This is a genomic window from Streptomyces sp. LS-MS-L19 (genome assembly GCF_058382285.1).
Genome location: NZ_JBYCLL010000001.1, coordinates 1,714,925 through 1,738,952 on the forward strand (window position 1 = coordinate 1,714,925; position 24,028 = coordinate 1,738,952).

Annotated in this window: 21 protein-coding genes; 1 reads left to right on the forward strand and 20 read right to left on the reverse strand. The window is 70.5% G+C overall.

Features of this window, described 5'->3' with window-relative positions:
• Positions 1 to 301: 301 nt before the first annotated feature.
• The 8 genes from pyrF to pyrR all read right to left on the reverse strand — a co-directional run bounded on the left by pyrF (position 302) and on the right by pyrR (position 10,256).
• Complete coding sequence (pyrF, locus tag AC2XR2_RS07455) at positions 302 to 1,147, reverse strand: orotidine-5'-phosphate decarboxylase (RefSeq protein ID WP_449350180.1); 846 nt, start codon at positions 1,145 to 1,147, stop codon at positions 302 to 304.
• Entirely contained in the window at positions 1,144 to 2,244 is a 1,101-nt protein-coding gene (locus tag AC2XR2_RS07460; protein ID WP_491514626.1) for a quinone-dependent dihydroorotate dehydrogenase, read from the reverse strand. The genes pyrF and AC2XR2_RS07460 overlap by 4 nt, the downstream gene beginning before the upstream one ends.
• A 70-nt stretch (positions 2,245 to 2,314) precedes the next feature.
• Complete coding sequence (gene carB / locus AC2XR2_RS07465) at positions 2,315 to 5,623, reverse strand: carbamoyl-phosphate synthase large subunit (RefSeq protein ID WP_449350178.1); 3,309 nt, start codon at positions 5,621 to 5,623, stop codon at positions 2,315 to 2,317.
• On the reverse strand, positions 5,616 to 6,770 hold the full coding sequence (gene carA, locus AC2XR2_RS07470) for a glutamine-hydrolyzing carbamoyl-phosphate synthase small subunit (RefSeq protein WP_391195879.1): 1,155 nt from the start codon (positions 6,768 to 6,770) through the stop codon (positions 5,616 to 5,618). Before carA ends, carB begins: the two co-directional genes overlap by 8 nt.
• Positions 6,767 to 7,333 (reverse strand): PH-like domain-containing protein, encoded by a 567-nt coding sequence (locus AC2XR2_RS07475; protein ID WP_330268191.1) that lies wholly within the window; start codon positions 7,331 to 7,333, stop codon positions 6,767 to 6,769. The genes carA and AC2XR2_RS07475 overlap by 4 nt, the downstream gene beginning before the upstream one ends.
• A complete protein-coding gene (locus AC2XR2_RS07480) occupies positions 7,330 to 8,616 on the reverse strand; it encodes a dihydroorotase (protein ID WP_491514627.1) in 1,287 nt (428 codons plus the stop codon). The genes AC2XR2_RS07475 and AC2XR2_RS07480 overlap by 4 nt, the downstream gene beginning before the upstream one ends.
• Before the next feature lie 5 nt (positions 8,617 to 8,621).
• Positions 8,622 to 9,599 (reverse strand): aspartate carbamoyltransferase catalytic subunit, encoded by a 978-nt coding sequence (locus tag AC2XR2_RS07485; RefSeq protein WP_381307903.1) that lies wholly within the window; start codon positions 9,597 to 9,599, stop codon positions 8,622 to 8,624.
• Between the two features lie 81 nt (positions 9,600 to 9,680).
• Positions 9,681 to 10,256, reverse strand: coding sequence for a bifunctional pyr operon transcriptional regulator/uracil phosphoribosyltransferase PyrR (gene pyrR, locus AC2XR2_RS07490; RefSeq protein ID WP_356464535.1), 576 nt, complete (start codon positions 10,254 to 10,256; stop codon positions 9,681 to 9,683).
• 252 nt (positions 10,257 to 10,508) lie between these two features.
• On the opposite strand from pyrR, the gene bldD reads away from it, so the two are divergent.
• A complete protein-coding gene (gene bldD, locus AC2XR2_RS07495) occupies positions 10,509 to 11,009 on the forward strand; it encodes a transcriptional regulator BldD (RefSeq protein ID WP_003956405.1) in 501 nt (166 codons plus the stop codon).
• Between the two features lie 183 nt (positions 11,010 to 11,192).
• On the opposite strand, the gene nusB is transcribed toward bldD, so the two are convergent.
• The 12 genes from nusB to AC2XR2_RS07555 all read right to left on the reverse strand — a co-directional run bounded on the left by nusB (position 11,193) and on the right by AC2XR2_RS07555 (position 24,024).
• On the reverse strand, positions 11,193 to 11,627 hold the full coding sequence (gene nusB / locus AC2XR2_RS07500) for a transcription antitermination factor NusB (RefSeq protein ID WP_123759504.1): 435 nt from the start codon (positions 11,625 to 11,627) through the stop codon (positions 11,193 to 11,195).
• Positions 11,628 to 11,629: 2 nt separating this feature from the next.
• The gene (efp, locus tag AC2XR2_RS07505; protein WP_037714883.1) at positions 11,630 to 12,196 is read right to left on the reverse strand and encodes an elongation factor P; all 567 of its coding nucleotides are present in this window, start codon (positions 12,194 to 12,196) and stop codon (positions 11,630 to 11,632) included.
• A 51-nt stretch (positions 12,197 to 12,247) separates the two neighbouring features.
• The gene (locus AC2XR2_RS07510; protein WP_491514628.1) at positions 12,248 to 13,354 is read right to left on the reverse strand and encodes an aminopeptidase P family protein; all 1,107 of its coding nucleotides are present in this window, start codon (positions 13,352 to 13,354) and stop codon (positions 12,248 to 12,250) included.
• Positions 13,355 to 13,515: 161 nt separating this feature from the next.
• Positions 13,516 to 14,475: a Pro-rich N-terminal domain-containing protein gene (locus AC2XR2_RS07515; protein WP_330268186.1), complete on the reverse strand. Its 960-nt coding sequence runs from the start codon at positions 14,473 to 14,475 to the stop codon at positions 13,516 to 13,518.
• Positions 14,476 to 14,810: 335 nt separating this feature from the next.
• Positions 14,811 to 15,902 (reverse strand): 3-dehydroquinate synthase, encoded by a 1,092-nt coding sequence (gene aroB / locus AC2XR2_RS07520; protein WP_020138095.1) that lies wholly within the window; start codon positions 15,900 to 15,902, stop codon positions 14,811 to 14,813.
• Complete coding sequence (locus AC2XR2_RS07525; protein WP_381307193.1) at positions 15,899 to 16,411, reverse strand: shikimate kinase; 513 nt, start codon at positions 16,409 to 16,411, stop codon at positions 15,899 to 15,901. The genes aroB and AC2XR2_RS07525 overlap by 4 nt, the downstream gene beginning before the upstream one ends.
• A complete protein-coding gene (gene aroC / locus AC2XR2_RS07530; protein WP_381307191.1) occupies positions 16,408 to 17,592 on the reverse strand; it encodes a chorismate synthase in 1,185 nt (394 codons plus the stop codon). Before aroC ends, AC2XR2_RS07525 begins: the two co-directional genes overlap by 4 nt.
• 196 nt (positions 17,593 to 17,788) lie before the next feature.
• On the reverse strand, positions 17,789 to 18,628 hold the full coding sequence (locus AC2XR2_RS07535; RefSeq protein WP_491514629.1) for a shikimate dehydrogenase: 840 nt from the start codon (positions 18,626 to 18,628) through the stop codon (positions 17,789 to 17,791).
• Positions 18,629 to 18,696: 68 nt separating this feature from the next.
• Complete coding sequence (gene mltG, locus AC2XR2_RS07540; RefSeq protein WP_491514630.1) at positions 18,697 to 20,424, reverse strand: endolytic transglycosylase MltG; 1,728 nt, start codon at positions 20,422 to 20,424, stop codon at positions 18,697 to 18,699.
• Positions 20,425 to 20,546: 122 nt separating this feature from the next.
• Complete coding sequence (gene ruvX, locus AC2XR2_RS07545; protein WP_491514631.1) at positions 20,547 to 21,011, reverse strand: Holliday junction resolvase RuvX; 465 nt, start codon at positions 21,009 to 21,011, stop codon at positions 20,547 to 20,549.
• Positions 21,011 to 23,683 (reverse strand): alanine--tRNA ligase, encoded by a 2,673-nt coding sequence (alaS, locus tag AC2XR2_RS07550; RefSeq protein ID WP_330268180.1) that lies wholly within the window; start codon positions 23,681 to 23,683, stop codon positions 21,011 to 21,013. Before alaS ends, ruvX begins: the two co-directional genes overlap by 1 nt.
• Complete coding sequence (locus AC2XR2_RS07555) at positions 23,683 to 24,024, reverse strand: hypothetical protein (RefSeq protein WP_020138089.1); 342 nt, start codon at positions 24,022 to 24,024, stop codon at positions 23,683 to 23,685. Before AC2XR2_RS07555 ends, alaS begins: the two co-directional genes overlap by 1 nt.
• Positions 24,025 to 24,028 lie beyond the last annotated feature (4 nt).

Genomic DNA, 24,028 nt, shown 5'->3' on the forward strand with positions numbered 1-24,028 from the left:
GCCTACGTCACCTCGGATGTCGAACTGTCGGATACGGACCGGTGAGGAACCTAGTCGCCCCACACCTGGGGAGCCACGAGCAACACGCTTGCCCTTTGACTCTGCTCGGAGACTAGCGGCCAACTCCGCCAGAGTCAGCGAGAACAGCGGAAAAGTCCTGGTCAGCCTGCGCCAGGTCGGACATTTCTGACATACTGCCCCGGATTTGAGGATGTATTCAGACTCAAGCGGGCCTCTCCCCACGCGCCGAGCCATCCGCCGAGCCACTCGTCGGAGGACTCGAACGCGGAAATCGAACCGGTCACCCGGTCGGCAGCGCCGCCCGGATCTCCTCCGCGAACCGCCCGACGGCCGCGCGCAGCGCGCCGGCGTCCGGTCCGTGCCGCAGCACCCCCCGGCTGACGTTCGGGACGACATTGCCGATCGCCTTCCCGAAGACCCGGGGCAGATCGGCCGGAGTGGCCCCCTGGGCGCCGACGCCGGGTGCGAGGAGCGGGCCGTTGATGTCCAGGTCGTAGGACGACAGATCGCCGAGCGTGGCCCCCACGACGGCGCCGAAGGACCCCAGGGGCTCCTCCCCGGAGTTCTCGGCGGCCAGGTGGGCCAGCATGGTCGCGCCGACGTCGCGGCCGTCCGCGCGGACCGCGTGCTGGACCTCGCCGCCCTCCGGGTTGGAGGTGAGCGCGAGCACGAACAGACCCGCGCCGCTCTCCCGCGCCAGCGCGACGGCCGGCGACAGCGAGCCGTAACCGAGATACGGCGACACGGTCAGCGCGTCCGAGAACAGCGGCGAGTCCTTGTGCAGGAAGGCCTCGGCGTACGCGGCCATGGTCGAGCCGATGTCGCCGCGCTTGGCGTCCATGAGGACCAGTGCACCGGCCGCACGCGCGTCCTGGACCGTCTGCTCCAGTACGGCGACCCCGCGGGAGCCGAAGCGCTCGAAGAACGCGCTCTGGGGCTTGAACACGGCGACCCGGTCGGACAGCGCCTCGACGACGGTGCGGCTGAACCGCTCCAGACCGGCCACGTCGTCGTTCAGGCCCCACTCGCCGAGCAGCGAGGCGTGCGGGTCGATCCCGACGCACAGCGGGCCGCGCTCGTCCATGGCGTGGCGCAGGCGGGCGCCGAAGGGCTCGTACGAGGTCATGCCGTCTTCCTCACGTCGGCGCCGACCGCGTCGGCGAGGGTGGCGTACGGGCTCGTGCGCAGCCGCGCGGCGAGTCCCTTGTGGATGGCGCGGGCGTAGAACGGGCCCTCGTAGACGAACGCGCTGTAGCCCTGGACCAGCGTGGCACCGGCCAGGATGCGCTGCCAGGCGTCCTCGGCGTTCTCGACGCCGCCGACGCCCACCAGGGTGATCCGGTCGCCCACGCGCGCGTACAGGCGCCTGAGGACCTCCAGGGAGCGCTCCTTGAGGGGCGCCCCGGAGAGGCCGCCCGTCTCCTTCACCAAGGCGGGCGCGGACCTCAGGCCCTCGCGCGCGATGGTGGTGTTGGTGGCGATGATGCCGTCCAGGCCGAGTTCGACGGCCAGGTCGGCCACCGCGTCGACGTCCTCGTCGGCGAGGTCGGGTGCGATCTTGACCAGGAGCGGCACCCGGCGGTTCGCGACGATGCGGTCGGCGGCCTCGCGGACGGCGGTCAGGAGCGGACGCAGGTGGTCGACGGCCTGGAGGTTGCGCAGGCCGGGCGTGTTGGGCGACGACACGTTCACGACGAGGTAGTCGGCGAAGGGCGCGAGCCGCTCGGCCGACTTCACGTAGTCGCCGACGGCCTCGGCCTCGGGAACGACCTTGGTCTTGCCGATGTTGACGCCCACGACGGTCTTGAAGACCGGCTCGCGGGAGGCGAGACGGGCCGCCACGGCCAGCGAGCCCTCGTTGTTGAAGCCCATGCGGTTGATCAGCGCGCGGTCCGGGACGAGGCGGAAGAGCCGTTTCTTGGGGTTGCCCGGCTGGGCCTCCCCGGTGACCGTGCCGATCTCGATGTGGTCGAAGCCGAGCATCGCCATGCCGTCGACGGCGACGGCGTTCTTGTCGAAGCCGGCGGCCAGGCCGAAGGGGCCGTGCATGCGCAGTCCGAAGGCCTCGGTGCGCAGTTCCCGGAAGCGGGGCGCGAGGGCGGCCGCGACGAAGGTGCGCAGCACGGGGACGCGGGCCGCGAGGCGGATCCAGCGGAAGGCCAGGTGGTGGGCCTTCTCGGGGTCCATGTGCTGGAAGACGAGGTTGAAGAAGATCTTGTACATGGTGTCCTCACGAAGACATGGTGTCCTCACGAAGAGGGGGACACCGTTTCCGGTGTCCCCCTCAGGGCTGCTAGTCGCGGGCCGCGGTCAGGTGTTCCGCGTGTTCCTGGAGCGAACGGACGCCCACGTCACCGTGGTTGAGGGCGTCGATGCCCTGGACGGCGGCGGCGAGCGCCTGGACCGTCGTCAGGCACGGGACCGACCGCGCCACGGCCGCCGTACGGATCTCGTAGCCGTCGAGGCGGCCGCCGGTGCCGTAGGGGGTGTTGACGATGAGGTCGACCTCGCCGTCGTGGATGTACTGGACGATGGTCTTCTCGCCGTTGGGGCCGGGGCCCTCGGACTGCTTGCGCACCACGGTGGCGTTGATGCCGTTGCGCTTGAGGACCTCGGCGGTGCCGGAGGTGGCGAGCAGCTCGAAGCCGTGCGCGACCAGCTCACGGGCCGGGAAGATCATCGAACGCTTGTCGCGGTTGGCGACCGAGATGAACGCGCGGCCCTTGGTGGGCAGCGGGCCGTAGGCGCCGGCCTGCGACTTGGCGTACGCCGTGCCGAAGACCGAGTCGATGCCCATGACCTCGCCGGTGGAGCGCATCTCCGGGCCGAGGACCGTGTCGACGCCGCGGCCGTGGATGTCGCGGAAGCGCGACCACGGCATGACGGCCTCCTTGACGGAGATCGGCGCGTCCAGCGGCAGCTCGCCGCCGTCACCGTTGGCCGGGAGCAGGCCCTCGGCGCGCAGTTCGGCGACGGTCGCGCCCAGTGAGATCCGGGCGGCGGCCTTGGCGAGCGGCACCGCGGTCGCCTTCGAGGTGAAGGGGACCGTGCGGGACGCGCGCGGGTTGGCCTCCAGGACGTAGAGGATGTCGCCGGCCATCGCGAACTGGATGTTGATCAGTCCGCGGACCCCGACGCCCTTCGCGATGGCCTCCGTGGACGCCCGCAGCCGCTTGATGTCGTGGCCGCCCAGGGTGATGGGCGGCAGCGCGCACGCCGAGTCGCCGGAGTGGATGCCGGCCTCCTCGATGTGCTCCATCACGCCGCCGAGGTACAGCTCCTGGCCGTCGTAGAGCGCGTCGACGTCGATCTCGATCGCGTCGTCCAGGAAGCGGTCGACGAGGACCGGCCGCGAGGGGCTGATCTCGGTCGACTCGGCGATGTAGGCCTCCAGGCGGGTCTCGTCGTAGACGATCTCCATGCCGCGGCCGCCGAGGACGTAGGAGGGCCGCACGAGGACCGGGTAGCCGATCTCGTCCGCGATGGCCTTGGCGCCGGTGAAGGTGGTGGCGGTGCCGTGCTTGGGGGCCGGCAGGCCCGCCTCGGCGAGGACGCGGCCGAAGGCGCCGCGGTCCTCGGCGGCGTGGATGGCCTCGGGCGAGGTGCCCACGACCGGCACGCCGTTGTCCTTGAGCGCCTGCGACAGGCCGAGCGGGGTCTGCCCGCCGAGCTGCACGATGACGCCCGCGACGGGCCCGGCCTGCTGCTCGGCGTGGACGATCTCCAGGACGTCCTCCAGCGTGAGCGGCTCGAAGTACAGCCGGTCGGAGGTGTCGTAGTCGGTGGAGACGGTCTCCGGGTTGCAGTTGACCATCACCGTCTCGTACCCGGCGTCGGACAGCGCGAAGGAGGCGTGCACGCAGGAGTAGTCGAACTCGATGCCCTGGCCGATGCGGTTGGGACCGGAGCCCAGGATGATCACCGCGGGCTTCTCGCGCGGCGCGACCTCGCTCTCCTCGTCGTAGGAGGAGTAGAAGTACGGCGTCCTGGCGGCGAACTCGGCGGCGCAGGTGTCGACCGTCTTGTAGACCGGGCGCACACCGAGCGCGTGCCGCACCTCGCGCACCACGTCCTCGCGCAGGCCCCGGATCTCGGCGATCTGCTGGTCGGAGAAGCCGTGCCGCTTGGCCTCGGCGAGCAGGCCGGCGTCCAGCCGCTCGGCGGCGGCGAGCTCGTCCGCGATCTCCTTGATCAGGAAGAGCTGGTCGACGAACCAGGGGTCGATCTTCGTGTACGCGAAGACCTCCTCGGGCGTGGCGCCCGCGCGGATGGCCTGCATGACGGCGTTGATACGGCCGTCGGTGGGCCGTACGGACTCCTCCAGGAGGGCCTTCTTGTCGCCGGGCTCGCCCACGAAGGTGAACTGGCTGCCCTTCTTCTCCAGCGAGCGCAGCGCCTTCTGGAAGGCCTCGGGGAAGTTCCGGCCGATCGCCATGGCTTCGCCGACCGACTTCATGGTGGTGGTCAGCGTCGAGTCGGCGGAGGGGAACTTCTCGAAGGCGAACCGGGGGGCCTTCACCACGACGTAGTCGAGCGTCGGCTCGAAGGAGGCCGGGGTCTGCTCGGTGATGTCGTTCGGGATCTCGTCCAGGGTGTAGCCGACCGCGAGCTTCGCGGCGATCTTGGCGATGGGGAAGCCGGTGGCCTTGGAGGCCAGCGCCGAGGAGCGCGACACGCGCGGGTTCATCTCGATGACGATCACGCGACCGTCCTCGGGGTTCACCGCGAACTGGATGTTGCAGCCGCCGGTGTCGACACCGACCTCACGGATGATCGCGATGCCGACGTCCCGCAGGACCTGGTACTCGCGGTCGGTGAGCGTCATGGCGGGCGCGACGGTGATCGAGTCGCCGGTGTGCACGCCCATGGGGTCGAAGTTCTCGATGGAGCAGACGACCACGACGTTGTCGTGCTTGTCGCGCATCAGCTCCAGTTCGTACTCCTTCCAGCCGAGGATGGACTCCTCCAGGAGCACCTCGGTGGTCGGCGAGAGCGTGAGGCCCTGGCCCGCGATGCGGCGCAGCTCCTCCTCGTCGTGCGCGAAGCCGGAGCCGGCGCCGCCCATGGTGAAGGACGGGCGGACCACGACCGGGTAGCCGCCGAGCGTCTCGACGCCCTTGAGGACGTCGTCCATGGAGTGGCAGATGACCGAGCGGGCGGACTCGCCGTGCCCGATCTTCTTGCGGACCTCCTCGACGACGCCCTTGAACAGGTCGCGGTCCTCGCCCTTGTTGATCGCCTCGACATTGGCGCCGATCAGCTCGACGCCGTACTTGTCGAGGGTGCCGGCCTCGTGCAGCGAGATCGCGGTGTTGAGGGCCGTCTGGCCGCCCAGGGTGGGCAGCAGGGCGTCCGGGCGCTCCTTGGCGATGATCTTCTCGACGAAGTCCGGGGTGATCGGCTCGACGTAGGTGGCGTCGGCGATCTCCGGGTCGGTCATGATCGTCGCCGGGTTGGAGTTGACCAGGATGACCCTGAGTCCCTCGGCCTTCAGGACGCGGCACGCCTGCGTGCCGGAGTAGTCGAACTCGGCGGCCTGGCCGATGACGATCGGGCCGGAGCCGATGACCAGGACGGACTGGATATCGGTGCGCTTAGGCACGCTGGCCCTCCATGACGGTGCTCATCAAAGACGTGAAGCGGTCGAACAGGTAGGCGGCGTCGTGCGGGCCCGCCGCCGCTTCGGGGTGGTACTGGACGGAGAAGGCCGGCTGGTCGAGCAGCTGGAGCCCCTCCACGACGTTGTCGTTCAGGCAGACGTGCGAGACCTCGGCACGGCCGAACTTCGTCTCGCTGACCTTGTCGAGCGGCGCGTCGACGGCGAAGCCGTGGTTGTGCGCGGTCACCTCGACCTTGCCGGTCGTGCGGTCCTGCACCGGCTGGTTGATGCCCCGGTGGCCGTACTTCAGCTTGTAGGTGCCGAAGCCGAGGGCGCGGCCGAGGATCTGGTTGCCGAAGCAGATGCCGAACAGGGGCGTCTTGCGCTCCAGTACGGCGGTCATCAGCGCGACGGGGCCGTCGGCGGTGGCCGGGTCGCCCGGGCCGTTGGAGAAGAACACGCCGTCCGGGTTCACCGCGTAGACGTCCTCGACGCTCGCCGTGGCGGGCAGGACGTGCACCTCGATGCCGCGCTCGGCCATGCGGTGCGGGGTCATGCCCTTGATGCCGAGGTCGATCGCGGCGACGGTGAACTTCTTCTCGCCGACCGCGGGGACGACGTACGTCTCCTTGGTGGCGACCTCCTCGTAGAGCGAGGCGCCCTTCATGTGCGGCTGGGCCTGCACGCGCGCGACGAGCTCGGAGTCGGCGGCGACCGCCTCGCCGGAGAAGATCCCTGCGCGCATGGAGCCGCGCTCGCGCAGGTGGCGGGTGAGGGCGCGGGTGTCGATACCGGAGATCCCGACGATGCCCTGCGCGACCAGCTCGTCGTCCAGGGACCGCTTGGCGCGCCAGTTGGACGGCACGCGCGCGGGGTCGCGCACCACGTAGCCGGAGACCCAGATGCGGCGGGACTCGTCGTCCTCGTCGTTCCAGCCGGTGTTGCCGATCTGCGGGGCGGTCGCGACGACGATCTGGCGGTCGTACGACGGGTCGGTCAGGGTCTCCTGGTAGCCGGTCATGCCGGTGGAGAACACGGCCTCACCGAAGGTCTCCCCCACGGCCCCGTAGGCACGGCCGCGGAAGACCCGGCCGTCCTCCAGGACGAGTACGGCGGGAACCTTCGCGGTTCCCCTGGTGGAGGTCGTCATCGTGCGCCTTCCGTTTCCGTCTTGTTGATCATGGAGTTGATGGCGTCGACCCACTCGGTGTGCTCGGCCGCGTGGTCCGACCGGAAGCCCGAGTCGATCAGCCGTTCGCCGTGCGCCCAGGTCACCAGGAGCAGCCCGCCCTCGGTCAGGACCTTGCCGGCGATGCCCTTGCCGAGCACCGCTTCCCGCAGGGCCGCCCGCGGGATGAAGAAGTCGCTCGCGCCCGGGCGGACGACGTCCAGTCCCGCGTCGGTGAGCGTGAGCTCGACCCGGCTGCGGGTGCCGAGGCCGTGCGCCACGATCCGGTCGAGCCACTGCCCGGCGGTGGTGGAGCCGTGGTAGCGGCCGCTCATGGTCAGTCTGGCGGGGCCCGGGTCGTCCGGCGCGGTGGGGAGCTCCGGCAGGTCGCCCTGGAGCGTGCCGCGCCACTTCCAGCCCTCGCGCATCAGCCAGTAGACGAGGGCGACGAAGAGGGCGAGGCCGACGAGCCAGCCGATACGGGCGGCCCAGTCGGTGACCTCGGCCGACTTCTTCTCGGCCGCGAGCAGGATTACAGGTGTCACGTGAGCTTCCCGTCGACGAGCGTGGCCTTGCCCCGGAGCCAGGTGTGGGTGACACGGCCCGGCAGCTCACGCCCCTCGTACGGAGTGTTGCGGCTGCGCGAGGCGAAGCCCTCGGGGTCCACCGACCCACGGTATTCCGTGTCGACCAGCGTGAGGTTGGCGGGCTCACCAGCCGAGACGGGACGGCCGTGACCCGCCGCCCGCCCGATCCTCGCGGGCGTGACGGACATGCGCTCGGCGACCCCGGTCCAGTCGAGGAGCCCGGTCTCCACCATGGTCTCCTGCACCACTGACAACGCGGTCTCCAGGCCGACCATGCCCATGGCGGCCGCGGCCCACTCGCAGTCCTTGTCCTCGTGCGGGTGGGGGGCGTGGTCGGTGGCGACGATGTCGATCGTGCCGTCGGCGAGCGCCTCGCGCAGCGCCAGCACGTCCCGCTCGGTGCGCAGCGGCGGGTTGACCTTGTAGACCGGGTTGTAGGTGCGCACCAGCTCGTCGGTGAGGAGCAGGTGGTGCGGGGTGACCTCGGCGGTGACGTCGATGCCGCGGGACTTGGCCCAGCGGACGATCTCGACGGACCCCGCGGTCGACAGGTGGCAGATGTGGACGCGGGAGCCGACGTGCTCGGCGAGCAGGACGTCCCGGGCGATGATCGACTCCTCGGCCACCGCGGGCCAGCCCCCGAGGCCCAGCTCGGCGGAGACGATCCCCTCGTTCATCTGGGCGCCCTCGGTCAGCCGCGGCTCCTGCGCGTGCTGGGCGACGACCCCGCCGAAGGCCTTCACGTACTCCAGGGCGCGGCGCATGATCACTGCGTCGTCGACGCACTTGCCGTCGTCGGAGAAGACGGTGACCCCGGCGGCCGACTCGTGCATGGCACCGAGCTCGGCGAGCTTCTTGCCCTCCAGGCCGACGGTGACCGCCCCGATGGGCTGCACGTCGCAGTAGCCGTGCTCCTGGCCGAGCCGGTACACCTGCTCGACGACACCGGCGGTGTCGGCCACCGGGAAGGTGTTGGCCATGGCGAACACGGCCGTGTAGCCGCCGCTCGCCGCCGCGCGGGTGCCCGTCAGCACGGTCTCGGAGTCCTCGCGGCCCGGCTCGCGCAGATGGGTGTGCAGGTCGACCAGGCCCGGCAGGAGAACCTTGCCGGCGGCCTCGACGACCTCGGCGCCCTCGTCACTCAGACCGGCGCCCACCTCGGCGATCGTCGAACCGTCGATCAGCACGTCCTGCGGCTCGCCGCCGAGGACCTTCGCACCACGGATCAGGATCTTGCTCATGTGACTTACTTCTCCTCGATACGGGTGTGGCTGACGGCGGGCTCGTTGCCGCCCAGAAGGAGGTACAGGACGGCCATCCGGATGGAGACTCCGTTTGCGACCTGCTCCACGACCGTGCAGCGGTCCGAGTCGGCCACCTCGGCGGTGATCTCCATGCCCCGGACCATCGGCCCGGGGTGCATCACGATGGCGTGCTCCGGCATCCGCGCCATGCGGTCGCCGTCCAGGCCGTAGCGCCGGGAGTACTCCCGCTCGGTCGGGAAGAACGCGGCGTTCATGCGCTCGCGCTGCACGCGCAGCATCATCACCGCGTCGGACTTGGCGAGCGTGCCGTCGAGGTCGTACGCCACCTCGCAGGGCCAGGTCTCGACGCCGACCGGCACCAGGGTGGGCGGGGCGACGAGGGTGACCTCGGCGCCCAGGGTGTGCAGCAGGTCGACGTTGGAGCGGGCGACCCGGCTGTGCAGGACGTCCCCGACGATCGTGATGCGCTTGCCGGACAGGTCCTGGCCGATCCCGGCGTCCCGCCCGACGAGCCGGCGGCGCATGGTGAACGCGTCGAGGAGGGCCTGGGTGGGGTGCTGGTGGGTGCCGTCGCCCGCGTTGATGACGGCGGCGTCGATCCAGCCGGAGTTGGCGAGGCGGTACGGCGCCCCGGAGGCACCGTGCCGGATGACGACGGCGTCGACGCCCATGGCCTCCAGGGTCTGCGCGGTGTCCTTGAGGGACTCGCCCTTGGAGACGCTGGAGCCCTTGGCGGTGAAGTTGATGACGTCCGCGGAGAGGCGCTTCTCGGCGGCTTCGAAGGAGATACGCGTGCGCGTGGAGTCCTCGAAGAAGAGGTTGACGATCGTGCGGCCGCGCAGGGTCGGCAGCTTCTTGATCGGCCGGTCGGCGACCCGGGCCATCTCCTCGGCGGTGTCGAGGATCAGGACGGCGTCGTCGCGGGTGAGGTCGGCGGCCGAGATGAGATGACGCTGCATCTGTCAGGCTCCGTAAGGCAGTTCAGGGGGAGATTCCGGGCAAGCGTGGGCACGCCGACGCGAGGCGTGCCCCGGGGCTCGCTACTGGGTCTGCTTCACGCCGAGCAGCACGGTGTCGCGACCGTCCTCCTCGGCGAGCTGGACCTTGACCGTCTCCCGCAGCGACGTGGGGAGGTTCTTGCCGACGTAGTCGGCGCGGATGGGCAGTTCGCGGTGGCCTCTGTCGACGAGGACGGCGAGCTGCACCGCGCGGGGGCGCCCGATGTCGTTCAGGGCGTCCAGGGCGGCGCGGATGGTGCGGCCGGAGAAGAGCACGTCGTCGACGAGGACGACCAGCCGGCCGTCGAGTCCGTCACCGGGGATCTCGGTGCGGGCCAGCGCGCGCGGCGGGTGCATGCGCAGGTCGTCGCGGTACATGGTGATGTCGAGCGAACCGACCGGGATCTTGCGGTCGGTGATCTCCTCGAGCTTGGCGGCGAGCCGCTGGGCGAGGTAGACGCCCCGGGTCGGAATGCCGAGGAGCACCACGTCGTCGGCGCCCTTGGCGCGTTCGACGATCTCGTGGGCGATGCGGGTCAGCACACGCGCGATGTCGGGGCCCTCGAGAACGGGCCGGGCATCGGACGCGCCCATATCAGAAGTGTCCTGCTTGTCCATACGAAACGGACCTCCTTCTCCGCCTCACGGGACGGACCTTAAAGGACGTCGGATTTGCGCCATCCACCGTAGCAGGCCCTTTCGGCGCCTCATGTCACCCCCTTGGCGCAATCGACCTCCGCCACCACGGAAGAGTCGGTGTGGACCATTCGGCTTGACGCAGAAGCGTCACGCTGCGTAACCTCACAGTGAGTTACCAGCGCGCGGCTCGGGACCACTGCAGCCGCGTCGATCCAGTGTCCGGGGAGCTATATGTCCAGCGAATACGCCAAACAGCTCGGGGCCAAGCTTCGGGCCATCCGCACCCAGCAGGGCCTTTCCCTCCACGGTGTCGAGGAGAAGTCCCAGGGACGCTGGAAGGCGGTCGTGGTCGGATCGTACGAGCGTGGCGACCGCGCGGTGACCGTGCAGCGCCTTGCCGAGTTGGCGGATTTCTACGGCGTTCCGGTGCAGGAGCTGCTGCCCGGCACCACTCCGGGCGGGGCCGCCGAGCCGCCGCCGAAGCTGGTCCTGGACCTGGAGCGGCTGGCTCACGTCCCGGCCGAGAAGGCGGGCCCGCTCCAGCGGTACGCGGCGACGATCCAGTCCCAGCGCGGTGACTACAACGGCAAGGTGCTCTCGATCCGCCAGGACGACCTGCGCACACTCGCCGTCATCTACGACCAGTCGCCCTCGGTCCTCACCGAGCAGCTGATCAGCTGGGGCGTGCTGGACGCGGACGCGCGTCGCGCGGTGTCCCACGAGGAGAGCTGAGCCGCCCCCAGCCTCAGCAGAAACGTGCCGCCGGGGTGGCCGGGACTTCACGGTTCCGGCCACCCCGGCGGCTTTCTGCGGGCCTCGCGCCGCTTTCCCGCACCCGTACGCCTGAGGGCCCGCAGCGGTGATGCTGCGGGCCCTCAGGCACTGCTTGTCTCGAGGTCGCCTCGGCGGCTCGGCTCACGCCTCGTCTCGGCGCAGCGAAGGCTTCAGATCCTTGAGCCGGCCCAGCAGGCCGTTCACGAACGAGGGCGACTCGTCCGTGGAGAACTCCTTCGCCAGCTGCACCATCTCGTCGAGCACCACGGCGTCCGGGGTCTCGTCGGCCCAGATCAGCTCGTAGGCGCCCAGCCGCAGGATGTTGCGGTCGACGACCGGCATCCGGTCCAGCGTCCAGCCGACCGAGTACTGCGCGATCAGCTCGTCGATGCGCTTCGCGTGCTCCGCGTAGCCCTCGACCAGCTGCATCGTGTACTCGCTGACCGGGGGCTGCCGGGTGTCTTCCCGGGAGAGCCGGATCCAGTCCGCGAGGACCGTCAGGACGTCGACGCCGCGCTGGTCGCCCTCGAAGAGGATCTGGAAGGCGCGCTTGCGGGCCGTGTTGCGGGCAGCCACGGTTAGCTGTTCACCCGGCCGAGGTAGTCGCTCGTGCGGGTGTCGACCTTGATCTTCTCACCGGTGGTGATGAAGAGCGGGACCTGGATCTGGTGACCGGTCTCCAGGGTGGCGGGCTTGGTGCCGCCGGTGGAGCGGTCGCCCTGGACGCCCGGCTCGGTCTCCTGGATCGTCAGCTCGACGGCGGCCGGCAGCTCGACGAAGAGCACCTCGCCCTCGTGCTGCGCGACGGTGGCCGTGAAGCCCTCGATCAGGAAGTTGGCGGCGTCGCCAACCGTCTTGCGGTCGATCATCAGCTGGTCGTAGGTGTCCAGGTCCATGAAGACGAAGTACTCGCCGTCCATGTACGAGAACTGCATGTCGCGCTTGTCGACAGTGGCCGTCTCGACCTTGACGCCGGCGTTGAAGGTCTTGTCGACGACCTTGCCCGACAGGACGTTCTTGAGCTTGGTGCGCACGAAGGCCGGGCCCTTGCCGGGCTTGACGTGCTGGAACTCGACGACGGACCAGAGCTGGCCGCCTTCGAGCTTGAGCACCAGGCCGTTCTTGAGGTCGTTCGTGGAAGCCACGGTTGCGGAATCTCCTGGACTGACGTGGACGACCCCGGCGCACGCCTCTGCCTACAGGGCGAGCAGCTCCTTGGTCGTGATGGTGAGTAGCTCGGGTCCGCCGTCCGCCTCGGGGCGTACGACGAGCGTGTCATCGATCCGGACACCGCCCCGGCCCGGGAGGTGGACCCCCGGTTCGACGGTGACCGGCACGCAAGCGTCCAGTTTACCCATGGCCGCGGGGGCCAACTGCGGGTCCTCGTCGATTTCGAGTCCCACACCGTGTCCGGTGAGGGACGACAGGCCCTCGTGATGGCCCGCGGACTCCAGCACCTGCCGGGCCGCCCGGTCCACCTCGCGGTACTCGGCGCCGGGCGCCAGTGCCTCGCGGCCGGCGCGCTGAGCGGCGAAGACGAGGTCGTACAGCTCGATCTGCCAGTCCGCGGGAGACGTACCGATGACGAAGGTGCGGCCGATCTCGCAGCGGTAGCCGCGGTAGCTCGCGCCCAGGCAGACGGAGAGGAAATCGCCCTCCTCGACCCGGCGGTCGGTGGGGCGGTGGCCTCGGCGGCCGGAGTTCGGGCCGGTGCCCACGGAGGTGGCGAAGGCCGGGCCGTCCGCGCCGTGGTCGACGAGGCGACGCTCCAGTTCGAGGGCGAGGTGCCGTTCCGTACGTCCCACGAGGATGGACTCCAGGAGTTCGCCCAGTGCCTGGTCGGCGATCTCGGCGCCGATGCGCAGGCAGGAGATCTCCTCCTCGTCCTTGATGACCCGGAGCTGCTCGACCGCGCCGACGAGGTCCGCGAGGCGGAGCCGGGGTACGACGGAGCGGATCGCGCGGTGCCGGGCGACCGTGAGGTGCTCCTCCTCCACGGCGAGCGAGTCCACGCCCTGGCCGATGGCGAGGTCGGCCGCGGCGACGGCGGGGTCGCCCCCGGCGCCGGGCAGGTGGTGCAGTCGCAGGGTCTCGTCGGGGCGGCCGGTGCCGGGACGGTCCTCCGGGTGGCCGGAGCACACCAGCAGGTCCTCGGTCCTGCCGAGCAGCAGCACGCTGCCCCGCGGGGCGGTGCCCGCTAGGTAGCGGACGTTGGCCGGTCGGGAGATCAGCGCGGATTGGCTGCCGCCGGCCTGGCAGCGGTCGCGTAGGCGGGCTCTGCGGGTGGCGTACACCTCTGACATGACTTGAGCGTAGGAGTTTTACCGGTAAGTCGCTTTTTGAGGGAGTCCGAGTGGGGAGGGTCGCTGGTCATGTGCGGGCCGGTGGGGGCTGGTCGCGCCCACGCGGCGGAGCCGCATATCGGCACGGCCCCGCGCCTCTTGGTGGGTCCGACGGGCCCCGGCTACCAGCTCGGTGGGCTCGCTATCGACCTCGCCAGGACGTCGTCCAGGACCTTCGCCGTCTGCGGTACGTCCATCTGGCTGTTGTCGATGATCGGCAGACCGGAGCCGTACCAGCCCGCCATCCGGCCGTGGATCCGCGCCACTTCCTCGTCGGTGAGGCGGCGGTTGCCGGACCGCTCCGCGTTGCGTTCCAGGACGATCTCCAGGCCGGGCAGCAGGACCACCGGGAGCAGGCCCGGCCCCACGTGCCGCTTCCAGCCGCCGAGGCCGACCACCGGCCGGTCCGGGAACACCGCGTCGTCGAGGATGCAGGAGATGCCGTTGGCGAGGAAGTTGCGGGCGGCGAAGCCGCAGGTGCGGCGGGCGAGGCGGTACTGGGCCTCGGAGTGGTCGTTCCAGCCGGACTGGGGGTCGGCGAATCCGGAGCGGACCCACTCGCGGACGTCGTCGAGGCTGATGTGGGCGGTGGGGACGCGGCGGTGGTCGGCCCAGTACTTGGCGACGCTCGTCTTGCCGGCGCCGGCGGGACCGATCAGGAGCACGGCGAGGGTGGTGCCCGCGGGGTCGGGCACGGCGGCGGGCGGCGCGCTCGGGGCGCCGACCGGTGCGCCGGGCGGCAGCGGGACATGGCCGGTGGTGTCGGGCACCGGACCCGGTGGGTGCGGCGGCGCGGGTGGGCCGGGTGCGTGCTGGGGCGCGGGCGGTGCCGGTGCGTGCGGCGGAGCGGGCGGGACCGACGAGTGCGGAGACGCCGGCGGAACCGAGGCGTGCGGCGGTGTCGGCGGGACCGGAGCCGGGGTGAAGCCCGGGGCCGGCGGCGGTGGGGGCACCGGGCCGGAGCCCTGGTGCGCACCCGGGTGATGCGGTCCCGGGTGATGTGCGGCCGGCGACCAGCCGGTGGCCGGTCCGTGCCCCGGCTGGTGGGGCGGCGGCAGCGGAGAACCCACTGCGTGCTGCATCCGGTGCCACTCCGTCTCGTCTTGGCCGGTTCGTGCGCCGTCGGGGCGCTCGCGTCGGTGCCGGGAGCCCGACCGGACCCGGCCCTCGGGCCCGGCTCGCTCGTCCTCTCGTACCCGACGCGCCCCTCCGGCTCACTCGCGGCAGGCTGATCGGCGCTGGTTACAGGGCGGTACCTACCCCGCTCGCCACCGAACGGTACCGCCCCGCGCCCTCATTTGGTGAAACGGCCGAGTGGAGGCCGAAGTGCCCCTGGCGCAAGGCGAATCCGACGGGTCGCCCGTCACGGGACCCACCGACCGCTCTCGCCGTGGGGCGGAACGCCCGTCACGGGGAGCTACTGGCCGACCTCGCCGTACGCGGCGAGCAGCACGGCCGGGTCCGGGCCCTCCAGGACGGTGGGCTTGCCCAGTCCGTCGAGGACGATGAACCGCAGCAGGTTGCCGCGCGACTTCTTGTCGACCTTCATGGTCTCCAGCAGCTTGGGCCACTGGTCGTAGCGGTAGTGCAGCGGCAGGCCGACCGACTCCAGGACCGTGCGGTGGCGGTCGGCGGTCGCGTCGTCCAACCGGCCCGCCAGACGGCCCAGTTCGGCGGCGAAGTGCATGCCCACGGCGACCGCGGCGCCGTGCCGCCACTTGTACCGCTCGTTCTTCTCGATCGCGTGGGCGAGCGTGTGGCCGTAGTTGAGGATCTCCCGAAGGCCCGACTCCTTGAGGTCGGAGGAGACCACCTCGGCCTTGACGCGGATCGAGCGCTCGATGAGCTCGGCGGTGTGCGGGCCCGCCGGGGTGCGCGCGGCCTCGGGGTCGGACTCGATGAGCTCCAGGATCACCGGGTCGGCGATGAAGCCGGCCTTGATGATCTCGGCGAGCCCGGAGACGTAGTCGTTGACGGGCAGGGAGTCCAGCGCGGCCAGGTCGCACAGGACGCCGGCGGGCGGGTGGAAGGCGCCGACGAGGTTCTTGCCCTCGGCGGTGTTGATGCCGGTCTTGCCGCCGACCGCCGCGTCGACCATGGCGAGCACGGTGGTCGGGATGGCGATCCAGCGCACCCCGCGCAGCCAGGTCGCGGCCACGAACCCGGCGAGGTCGGTGGTCGCGCCGCCGCCGACGCCGACCACGACGTCGGAGCGGGTGAAGCCGGACTGGCCGAGCGCCTTCCAGCAGTAGGCGGCGACCTCGGCGGTCTTGGCCTCCTCCGCGTTCGGCACCTGGATGGCGACGGCCTCGAAGCCCTGCTCGGCGAGGTCGGCGCGCAGCGCGTCCCCGGTGTCGGCGAGCGCCTCGGGGTGGATGACGGCGACCCGCTGGGCCTTCTCCCCCACCAACGCGCCCAGCTCACCCAGGAGTTGACGTCCCACCAGGACTTCGTACGGCTCGCTGCCCGCGGTGCCGCCGACCTGGATGCGCGTCACTGCCTCGCTCATGCTTCCTTCAACTCCAGTGCGTCCAGCGCGATTCGGGTGACTTCTTCGGGCGTACGGCCGTCGGTGGCCACGACCGCCGTGGCGATCGACTCGTACAGCGAGCGGCGGGCCTCCATCAGCTCGCGCCACTGCTTGCGCGGGTTGACCGCGAGCAGCGGGCGGGCCGCGTTCAGGCCGGTGCGCTTGACCGCTTCCTCGACGTCCATCGACAGGTACAGCACCCGCTGCCCGGCCAGCAGGGCGCGGGTGTCCGCGTCGAGGATCGAGCCGCCGCCCAGCGCGAGGACGCCGTCGTGCTCGGCGAGCGCCCGGGCCACCGCGGCCTTCTCGACGGCCCGGAAGGCGGGCTCGCCCTCGTCGACGAAGATCTCCGCGATGCTGCGGCCCTGCGCGGTGACGATGTCGTCGTCGGTGTCCCGGTAGCCGGTGCCGAGCCGGTCGGCCAGCAGCTGCCCCACCGTCGACTTACCCACGCCCATCGGCCCGACGAGCACCACCAGCGGGCTCATCGGATGGCCAGGTTCTCGAGGTACGAGGTGACGTTGCGGCGGGTCTCGGGCACCGAGTCGCCACCGAACTTCTCCGCCACGGCGTCTGCCAGGACGAGGGCGACCATGGCCTCGGCGACGATGCCGGCGGCGGGGACCGCGGACACGTCCGAGCGCTGGTGGTGGGCCTGCGCGGCCTCACCGGTGGTCACGTCCACGGTCTGCAGGGCCCGCGGCACGGTCGCGATCGGCTTCATCGCCGCCCGCACGCGCAGGAGTTCACCGGTGGACAGCCCGCCCTCGGTGCCGCCCGAGCGGCCGGAGGTGCGCCGGATGCCCTCAGGAGTGCCCACGATCTCGTCGTGCGCCTTCGACCCGGGCACCCGCGCCAGCTCGAAGCCGTCGCCGAGCTCCACGCCCTTGATCGCCTGGATGCCCATGAGGGCGCCGGCCAGCCGGGCGTCCAGCTTGCGGTCCCAGTGCACGTGGGAGCCGAGTCCCACGGGGACGCCGTAGGCCAGGATCTCGACCACGCCACCGAGGGTGTCGCCGTCCTTGTGGGCCTGGTCGACCTCGGCCACCATCGCCTTCGACGCGTCCGCGTCCAGGCAGCGCAGCGGGTCCGCGTCCAGCTTCTCGACGTCGGCCGGCGTCGGGTACACCCCGGCCGGGGCCTTCACCGAGCACAGCTCGACCACGTGCGAGACGATCTCGATGCCGGCCGTCTCCTTGAGGTACGACCGGGCCACCGCGCCCAGCGCCACCCGGGCCGCCGTCTCCCGCGCGGAGGCCCGCTCCAGGATCGGCCGGGCCTCGTCGAAGCCGTACTTCTGCATGCCCGCGAGGTCGGCGTGGCCGGGGCGGGGGCGGGTCAGCGGGGCGTTGCGCGCGAGGCCCGCCAGGATCTCCGGGTCGATGGGGTCGGCCGCCATGACCTGTTCCCACTTGGGCCACTCGGTGTTGCCCACCATGATCGCGACCGGGGAGCCGAGGCTGAGACCGTGCCGGACACCGCCGAGGAAGGTGACCTGGTCCTGCTCGAACTTCATCCGGGCACCGCGGCCGTAGCCCAGCCGACGCCTCGCCAGGTGGTCCGCCACCATCTCCGTGGTGATCGGCACGCCGGCGGGAAGGCCCTCCAGCGTCGCCACGAGTGCGGGACCGTGGGACTCCCCCGCGGTCAGCCAGCGCAACCTGCTCAACGGTGCTCCTCAGTGCTCGCGCCCTGGTACTGCCCTGCTTACGCGCGTCCTCGCGTACGGCAACGGCGCGACCAGGTGCGCGGCCCCGGCCCGCCACCTCCGATCCTCCCACGTCCGGCGGCGACGACCGGTCACCGGTCCAGCAGACGGACGTGGAGATGCACCGGGGGCGGCGGTGAGGCTGGGCCGGAGGACCTCAGCGGGCCGCCAGCGCGTGCTCGCCCGCCTTGCGCATGGCCTCCACCGGCGCGGGCTTCAGGCCCGTCATCTGCTCGACCTGGAGCACCGCCTGGTGCACCAGCAGGTCGAGTCCGCTGACCACGGCCCCGCCGATCATCGACCAGCGGGCCGCGAGTTCGGTGGGCCAGGGGTCGTAGAGGACGTCGAAGAGGGCCGCGGGGCGCTCCGGTACGGCGTGGGCGAGGTCGTCCGTCGCCCCGGCGGGGGTGGTGGCGATGACCAGGGGGGCGCGCAGGGCCTCGGCCGCGTCCGCCCAGTCCGCGGTGCGCACCTCGACGTCGAGGCGCTCGCCCCATTGCCGCATCTCGGCGGCCCGGGACTCGCTGCGCACATAGGCGACGACCTCGCCGGTGCAGATCCTGGCGAGCGCGGCGAGCGCGGAGGAGGCGGTGGCGCCGGCGCCGAGGATGGCCGCCGAGTCGACCTGTTCGATTCCGCGCTCGCGGAGGGCGGCGACCATGCCGGGGATGTCGGTGTTGTCGCCGAGGCGGCGGCCGTCCTCGGTGAACAGGACGGTGTTGACCGCCTCCACCGAGGCGGCCGTCTCACTGATCCCGTCGAGGAGCGGGATGACGGCCCGCTTGAGCGGCATGGTCACCGACAGCCCGGCCCACTCCGGCCCGAGTCCCGCGACGAACCCGGGCAGGGCGGCCTCGTCGAGCTCGAAGCGGTCGTACGACCAGTCGGTGAGCCCCAGCGCCTCGTAGGCCGCCCGGTGCAGGACCGGCGAGAGGGAGTGGGCGATGGGCTTGCCGAGGACGGCGGCCCGGCGGGCGGCGGTGGCCCGAGGTGTCATGGAACCGTTCCTTGATCCGTTGTCACGCGGGGACCACCGCCCGGCCACCTGGCTGTGACGGCCGGTCCTCAGTCCTTCCGTGACGCGTTGAACTCCTGCACGAGCTTGTCGTGCTGGGCGAGTGTCTTCGTGAACTTGCTGGTCTTGCCGTCCAGCGAGATGAAGTAGTACCAGCCGTCATGGGTCGGGTTGAGCGCCCCCTTGATGGCCTCCTCGCCGGGGTTGTCGATCGGTCCGGGCGGCAGACCCTTGACGTAGTACGTGTTGTACGGGTTGTTGTACTGCTTGAGCTCGGCGATCGTAAGGTCGATCTTGCTCTGGTTCTTGACGTAGTTGTACGTGGAGTCGAACTCCAGGGAGCCGTACGTCTGGGGGTTGCCCGGCTTGAGGCGGTTGTAGACGACCTCGGCCATCTTGCGGAAGTCGTCGTGGCTCGTGCCCTCGGCCTGGGCGAGGCTCGCCACGGTGAGCAGCTGCCAGGGGCCGTCGAGGCCCAGTCCCTCGGCCTTCTTCTCCAGGCCGAGGTCCTCGTACTTCTCGGTGGCCCGGCCGACCATGTCCTTGAGGACGGTCTCCGGCTTTCCGCCCTTGCTGACCGCGTAGGCGGAGGGGTAGAGGAACCCTTCGAGCGGGTCCTTCAGGTTGGGATGGCCGAGCGCCCAGTCGGGCAGCCCGAGGTCCTTGTACTTCTGCTTCGCGACCTTCGCCGTGGTGCCCTTCGCCAGCTTCAGGCGTTCGTCGATCTCCGCATAGACCGCGGTGTTGCGCTCGCCCTCGCGGACGATCAGGTTGTCCTGGCTCTTGGGGTCGAGCATCATCGCGACCGCGCTCTCGGCGGACATCTCCTTGTTCAGCAGGTACGAGCCGGCCTGGATCTTCCCCGAGTCGTCGTTCTGCGCGAACGCGGTCACGAACGCGTCGACGCTCTTGACGACGCCCGCCGCTTTGAGGAGCCGCCCCATCTCCGCGCCGTTGGCGCCCGAGGGGATGGTGATGGCCACCTTGTCGGCGGTGCCGCCACCGGTGTAGTCCGGCGCCGAGACGAAACGATTTTGGTAGAACTGGTAGCCGAAATACCCGACCGTGCCGAGACCGCCGCCGAACACCAGCAGAACCACCAGACAGGCGCATCCGCTGCGCCGTTTCTTGGGCTTCTTGCCGCCGCGGCCCCGGCGATCGCCCCGGCCGCCCTCGTCGTCGACCTCGTCCTCGTCGTCACCACCGCCACCCGCGAAGAAGGCGTGTTCGCCCTCGTCGGGGCCGGGATCCCAGTCGGTCTGCTGGACTTCCGGCTCGGCCTGGCGGCGGCTCGGCGGCTCCGGCGGCGGATACGCGTCAGGGGTGGCGTAGGGGTCGGGCTGCTGCCCGGTGCCGTAGGCCGCGGCTTGCTGACCGTACGGGTCCGAGGGGTCCGGGTACGGGACCTGCGTGCCGGTGCCCCAGCCGCTGTTGTCGTACTGCTGCTGGGTGTACTGCTGGTGCTGCTGGGCGGGGTACTGCTGCTGGTCGTAGCCCTGGTTCTGGGGGTCGTAGCCCTGGTTCTGCTGGTCGTAGCCCTGGTTGGGGTCGTACTGCTGCTGGTACTGCTGCGGTGACTGTCCGTAGTCGCCCTGCTGACCGTTGCCCCAGTCGCCGTACTGCTGCTGCGGCGCTTGCGGATAGTGCTGCTGCTGGCCGCCGTAGGCAGCTTGATGGCCCGTGTGGGCCTGCTGCCCTTCCCATCCGCCGTCCCCGTGGTACGGGTCCTGCGGATGCCACGGTTCGGAGCCTTCCTGGCCCCGGCCATACTCAGTCATCGATCCCCTAGAGCCGCGAGGCGGCGGTCGCGCGGCTTGTGACCCGGCATCCGATCCGCCTCTCTCTGTGCGGCACCTGTTCGAACAGTGTCGCAGTCGCGCGGAACGTTACCGTATCGCGATCAGATGACCACTTCGACGCCCTCGCCGGGTGCTTTACCTGACACCCGTTCGGATTCCAGGGCCTGCTGGAGGATGATCACGGCTGCTGCCTGGTCAATGACCGATCTGCCCTTTTTCGATTTCACCCCGGACGCGCGCAGTCCCTGACTGGCCGTCACGGTCGTCATCCGCTCGTCGACGAGCCTGACCGCAACGGGTGCGATGCCCTGGGCGAGCTCCTGGGCGAAGCCGCGGACCTTGACCGCGGCCGGCCCCTCGCCCCCCTTGAGGGAGCGCGGGAGGCCGACGACGACCTCGATCGGTTCGTACTCCTCGACCAGCTGCTTCAACCGGCGCTGAGCTCCGGGAACGTCCCGCCCGGGGACCGTCTCCACCGGAGTGGCGAGGATCCCGTCGGGGTCGCACGAGGCGACCCCGATCCGGGCGTCCCCGACGTCGATCGCGAGTCGACGGCCTCTGCGCATTACTTGGCCGTCTCCCCGACCAGGCGCTCGACCGCGTCCACGGCCTCACCGATCGCGGCCGGGTTCTGGCCGCCGCCCTGGGCGACGTCCGGCTTGCCGCCACCGCCGCCGCCGAGGGTCTTGGCGGCCGTACGCACCAGGTCACCGGCCTTGAGACCGCGCTCGCGGGCGGCCTCGTTGGTGGCGATGACCGTGAGCGGCTTGCCGTTGTTGACCGTGAAGAGGGCGACGACGACCGCCCGGCCGCCCTGGATGCGGCCGCGCACGTCGAGGACCAGCTTGCGCAGGTCGTCCGGGGTGGTGCCGTCCGGGACCTGGCCGGTGACGACGGCGATGCCGCGGACGTCCTTGGCGGACTCGGCGAGACCGGCCGCGGCCTGGAGGACCTTCTCGGCGCGGAACTTCTCGATCTCCTTCTCGGCGTCCTTCAGCTTGCCGAGCATGGCGGAGACCTTCTCCGGGAGCTCCTCCGGGCGGCCCTTGATCAGCTCCTGGAGCTGGGCGACGACGGTGTGCTCACGGGCGAGGAAGTTGTAGGCGTCCACCCCGACGAGCGCCTCGATACGGCGGACACCGGAGCCGATCGACGACTCGCCGAGCAGCTTGACCAGACCCAGCTGCGCGGTGTTGTGCACATGGGTGCCACCGCACAGCTCCTTGGAGAAGTCACCGATGGTCACGACCCGGACCCGCTCGCCGTACTTCTCGCCGAACTCGGCGATGGCGCCCTGCTTCTTGGCCTCGTCGATGCCCATGACCTCGGCCTGGACGTCGAGTTCGCGGGCGAGCACCTCGTTGATCTTCTGCTCGACGTCGGTCATCACGGCCGTGGGAACGGCGGACGGCGAGCCGAAGTCGAAGCGGAAGCGGCCGGGCTGGTTCTCGGAACCGGCCTGGGCGGCCGTCGGGCCGAGCGCGTCCCGCAGCGCCTGGTGGGTGAGGTGGGTGGCCGAATGGGCGCGGGCGATGGCCGTACGCCGGCGGCTGTCGATGGAGGCGTGCGCCTTGGCGCCCACGGTCACCTCGCCGAACTGCACGACGCCCTTGTGGACATAGACACCCGGGACCGGCTTCTGGCAGTCGCGGATCTCGATGACGGCACCGGAGTCGACCTTGATCTTTCCGGTGTCGCCGATCTGGCCGCCGCCCTCGGCGTAGAACGGGGTGCGGTCCAGGACGATCTCGACCTCGTCGCCCTCGGTGGCGGCCGGGGAGGAGACGCCGTCGACCAGGATGCCGACGACGGTGGACTCGCCCTCGGTGTCGCTGTAACCGATGAAGTCGGTCTCACCGACCTTGTCGGCGATCTCACGGTAGGCACCGGCGCCCGCGTGCCCGGTCTTCTTGGCCTGGGCGTCGGCCTTGGCGCGCTCCCGCTGCTCCTTCATCAGGCGGCGGAAGCCGTCCTCGTCCACCGACAGGCCCTGTTCCGCGGCCATTTCGAGGGTGAGGTCGATCGGGAAGCCCCAGGTGTCGTGGAGCAGGAACGCCTTGTCGCCGGCGAGGACCTTGCCACCGGCGGCCTTGGTCTCGGTGACGGCGGTGTCGAGGATGTTGGTGCCGGCCTTGAGCGTCTTGAGGAAGGCGTTCTCCTCGGCGACGGCGACCTTCTCGATGCGCTCGCGGTCGGTGACCAGCTCGGGGTACTGCTGACCCATCATGGCGATCACGGTGTCGATCAGGTCCAGCACGACCGGACCGGTGGCGCCGAGGAGCCGCATGTTGCGGATGGCGCGGCGCATGATGCGGCGCAGGACGTAACCGCGGCCCTCGTTGCCGGGGGTGACGCCGTCTCCGATGAGCATCACGGACGTGCGCATGTGGTCGGTGACCACGCGCAGGGAGACGTCCGAGTCGTGGGCGTCGCCGTACGCGACACCGGTCAGCTCGGTGGCCTTCTTGATGACGGCCATCGAGGTGTCGATCTCGTACATGTTCTGCACGCCCTGCAGGATCATCGCGAGGCGCTCGAGGCCGAGGCCGGTGTCGATGTTCTTGCTGGGGAGCTCGCCGAGGATCTCGAAGTTGTCCTTGCCGATGCCCTCGCCGCGCTCGTACTGCATGAAGACGAGGTTCCAGATCTCCACGTACCGCTCGTCGTTGACGGCGGGGCCGCCCTCGACGCCGAACTCGGGGCCGCGGTCGTAGTTGATCTCGGAACAGGGGCCACAGGGTCCGGGGACGCCCATGGACCAGTAGTTGTCCTTCATGCCGAGGCGCTGGATGCGCTCCTTCGGCACCCCGACGACCTCGTGCCAGATGCGCTCGGCCTCGTCGTCGTCCTTGTAGACCGTGATCCAGAGCTTCTCCGGCTCCAGGCCGTAACCGCCCTTGTCCTGGGGGCTGGTGAGCAGCTCCCAGGCGTACTTGATGGCGCCTTCCTTGAAGTAGTCGCCGAAGGAGAAGTTGCCGCACATCTGGAAGAAGGTGCCGTGCCGGGTGGTCTTGCCGACCTCTTCGATGTCGGGCGTGCGCACGCACTTCTGGACGCTGGTCGCGCGCGCGAAGGGCGGCTTGACCTCACCCAGGAAGTAGGGCTTGAAGGGCACCATGCCGGCGGGGACGAGCAGCAGAGTCGGGTCGTCCGCGATGAGCGACGCCGAAGGGACGACGGTGTGCCCGCGCTCCTCGAAGAAGCTCAGCCAGCGGCGGCGAATCTCGGCCGACTCCATCAGTGGTCCTCATTCCGGTTGTACGGGTGCGTCTTGTACGACTTCGTGGTGTACGTGGTGTTCTCGATGGCGGCGATGCGCCGTGGTGCGGGCAGTTCGGGACTCTCGCGGATACCGAGGGCGTCCGTCAGCTCGGCCTCCCGCTGCGCCATGTTGTCGCGGACGTCGAGCGCGAAGCCGACCGCGCGGTCCTTGATCCGGGCGCCCGTCTCGATCGCCTTGTTGGCCGCCGTGGCGGCGAGGCTCTCGGGGGTCAGCTGCCTCAGCTTGCGGTTGACCTTGGTGGTGGCCCAGACACCGGCGGCAACGCCCGTGCCGAACCAGAAAGTACGGCGGAACATCTCT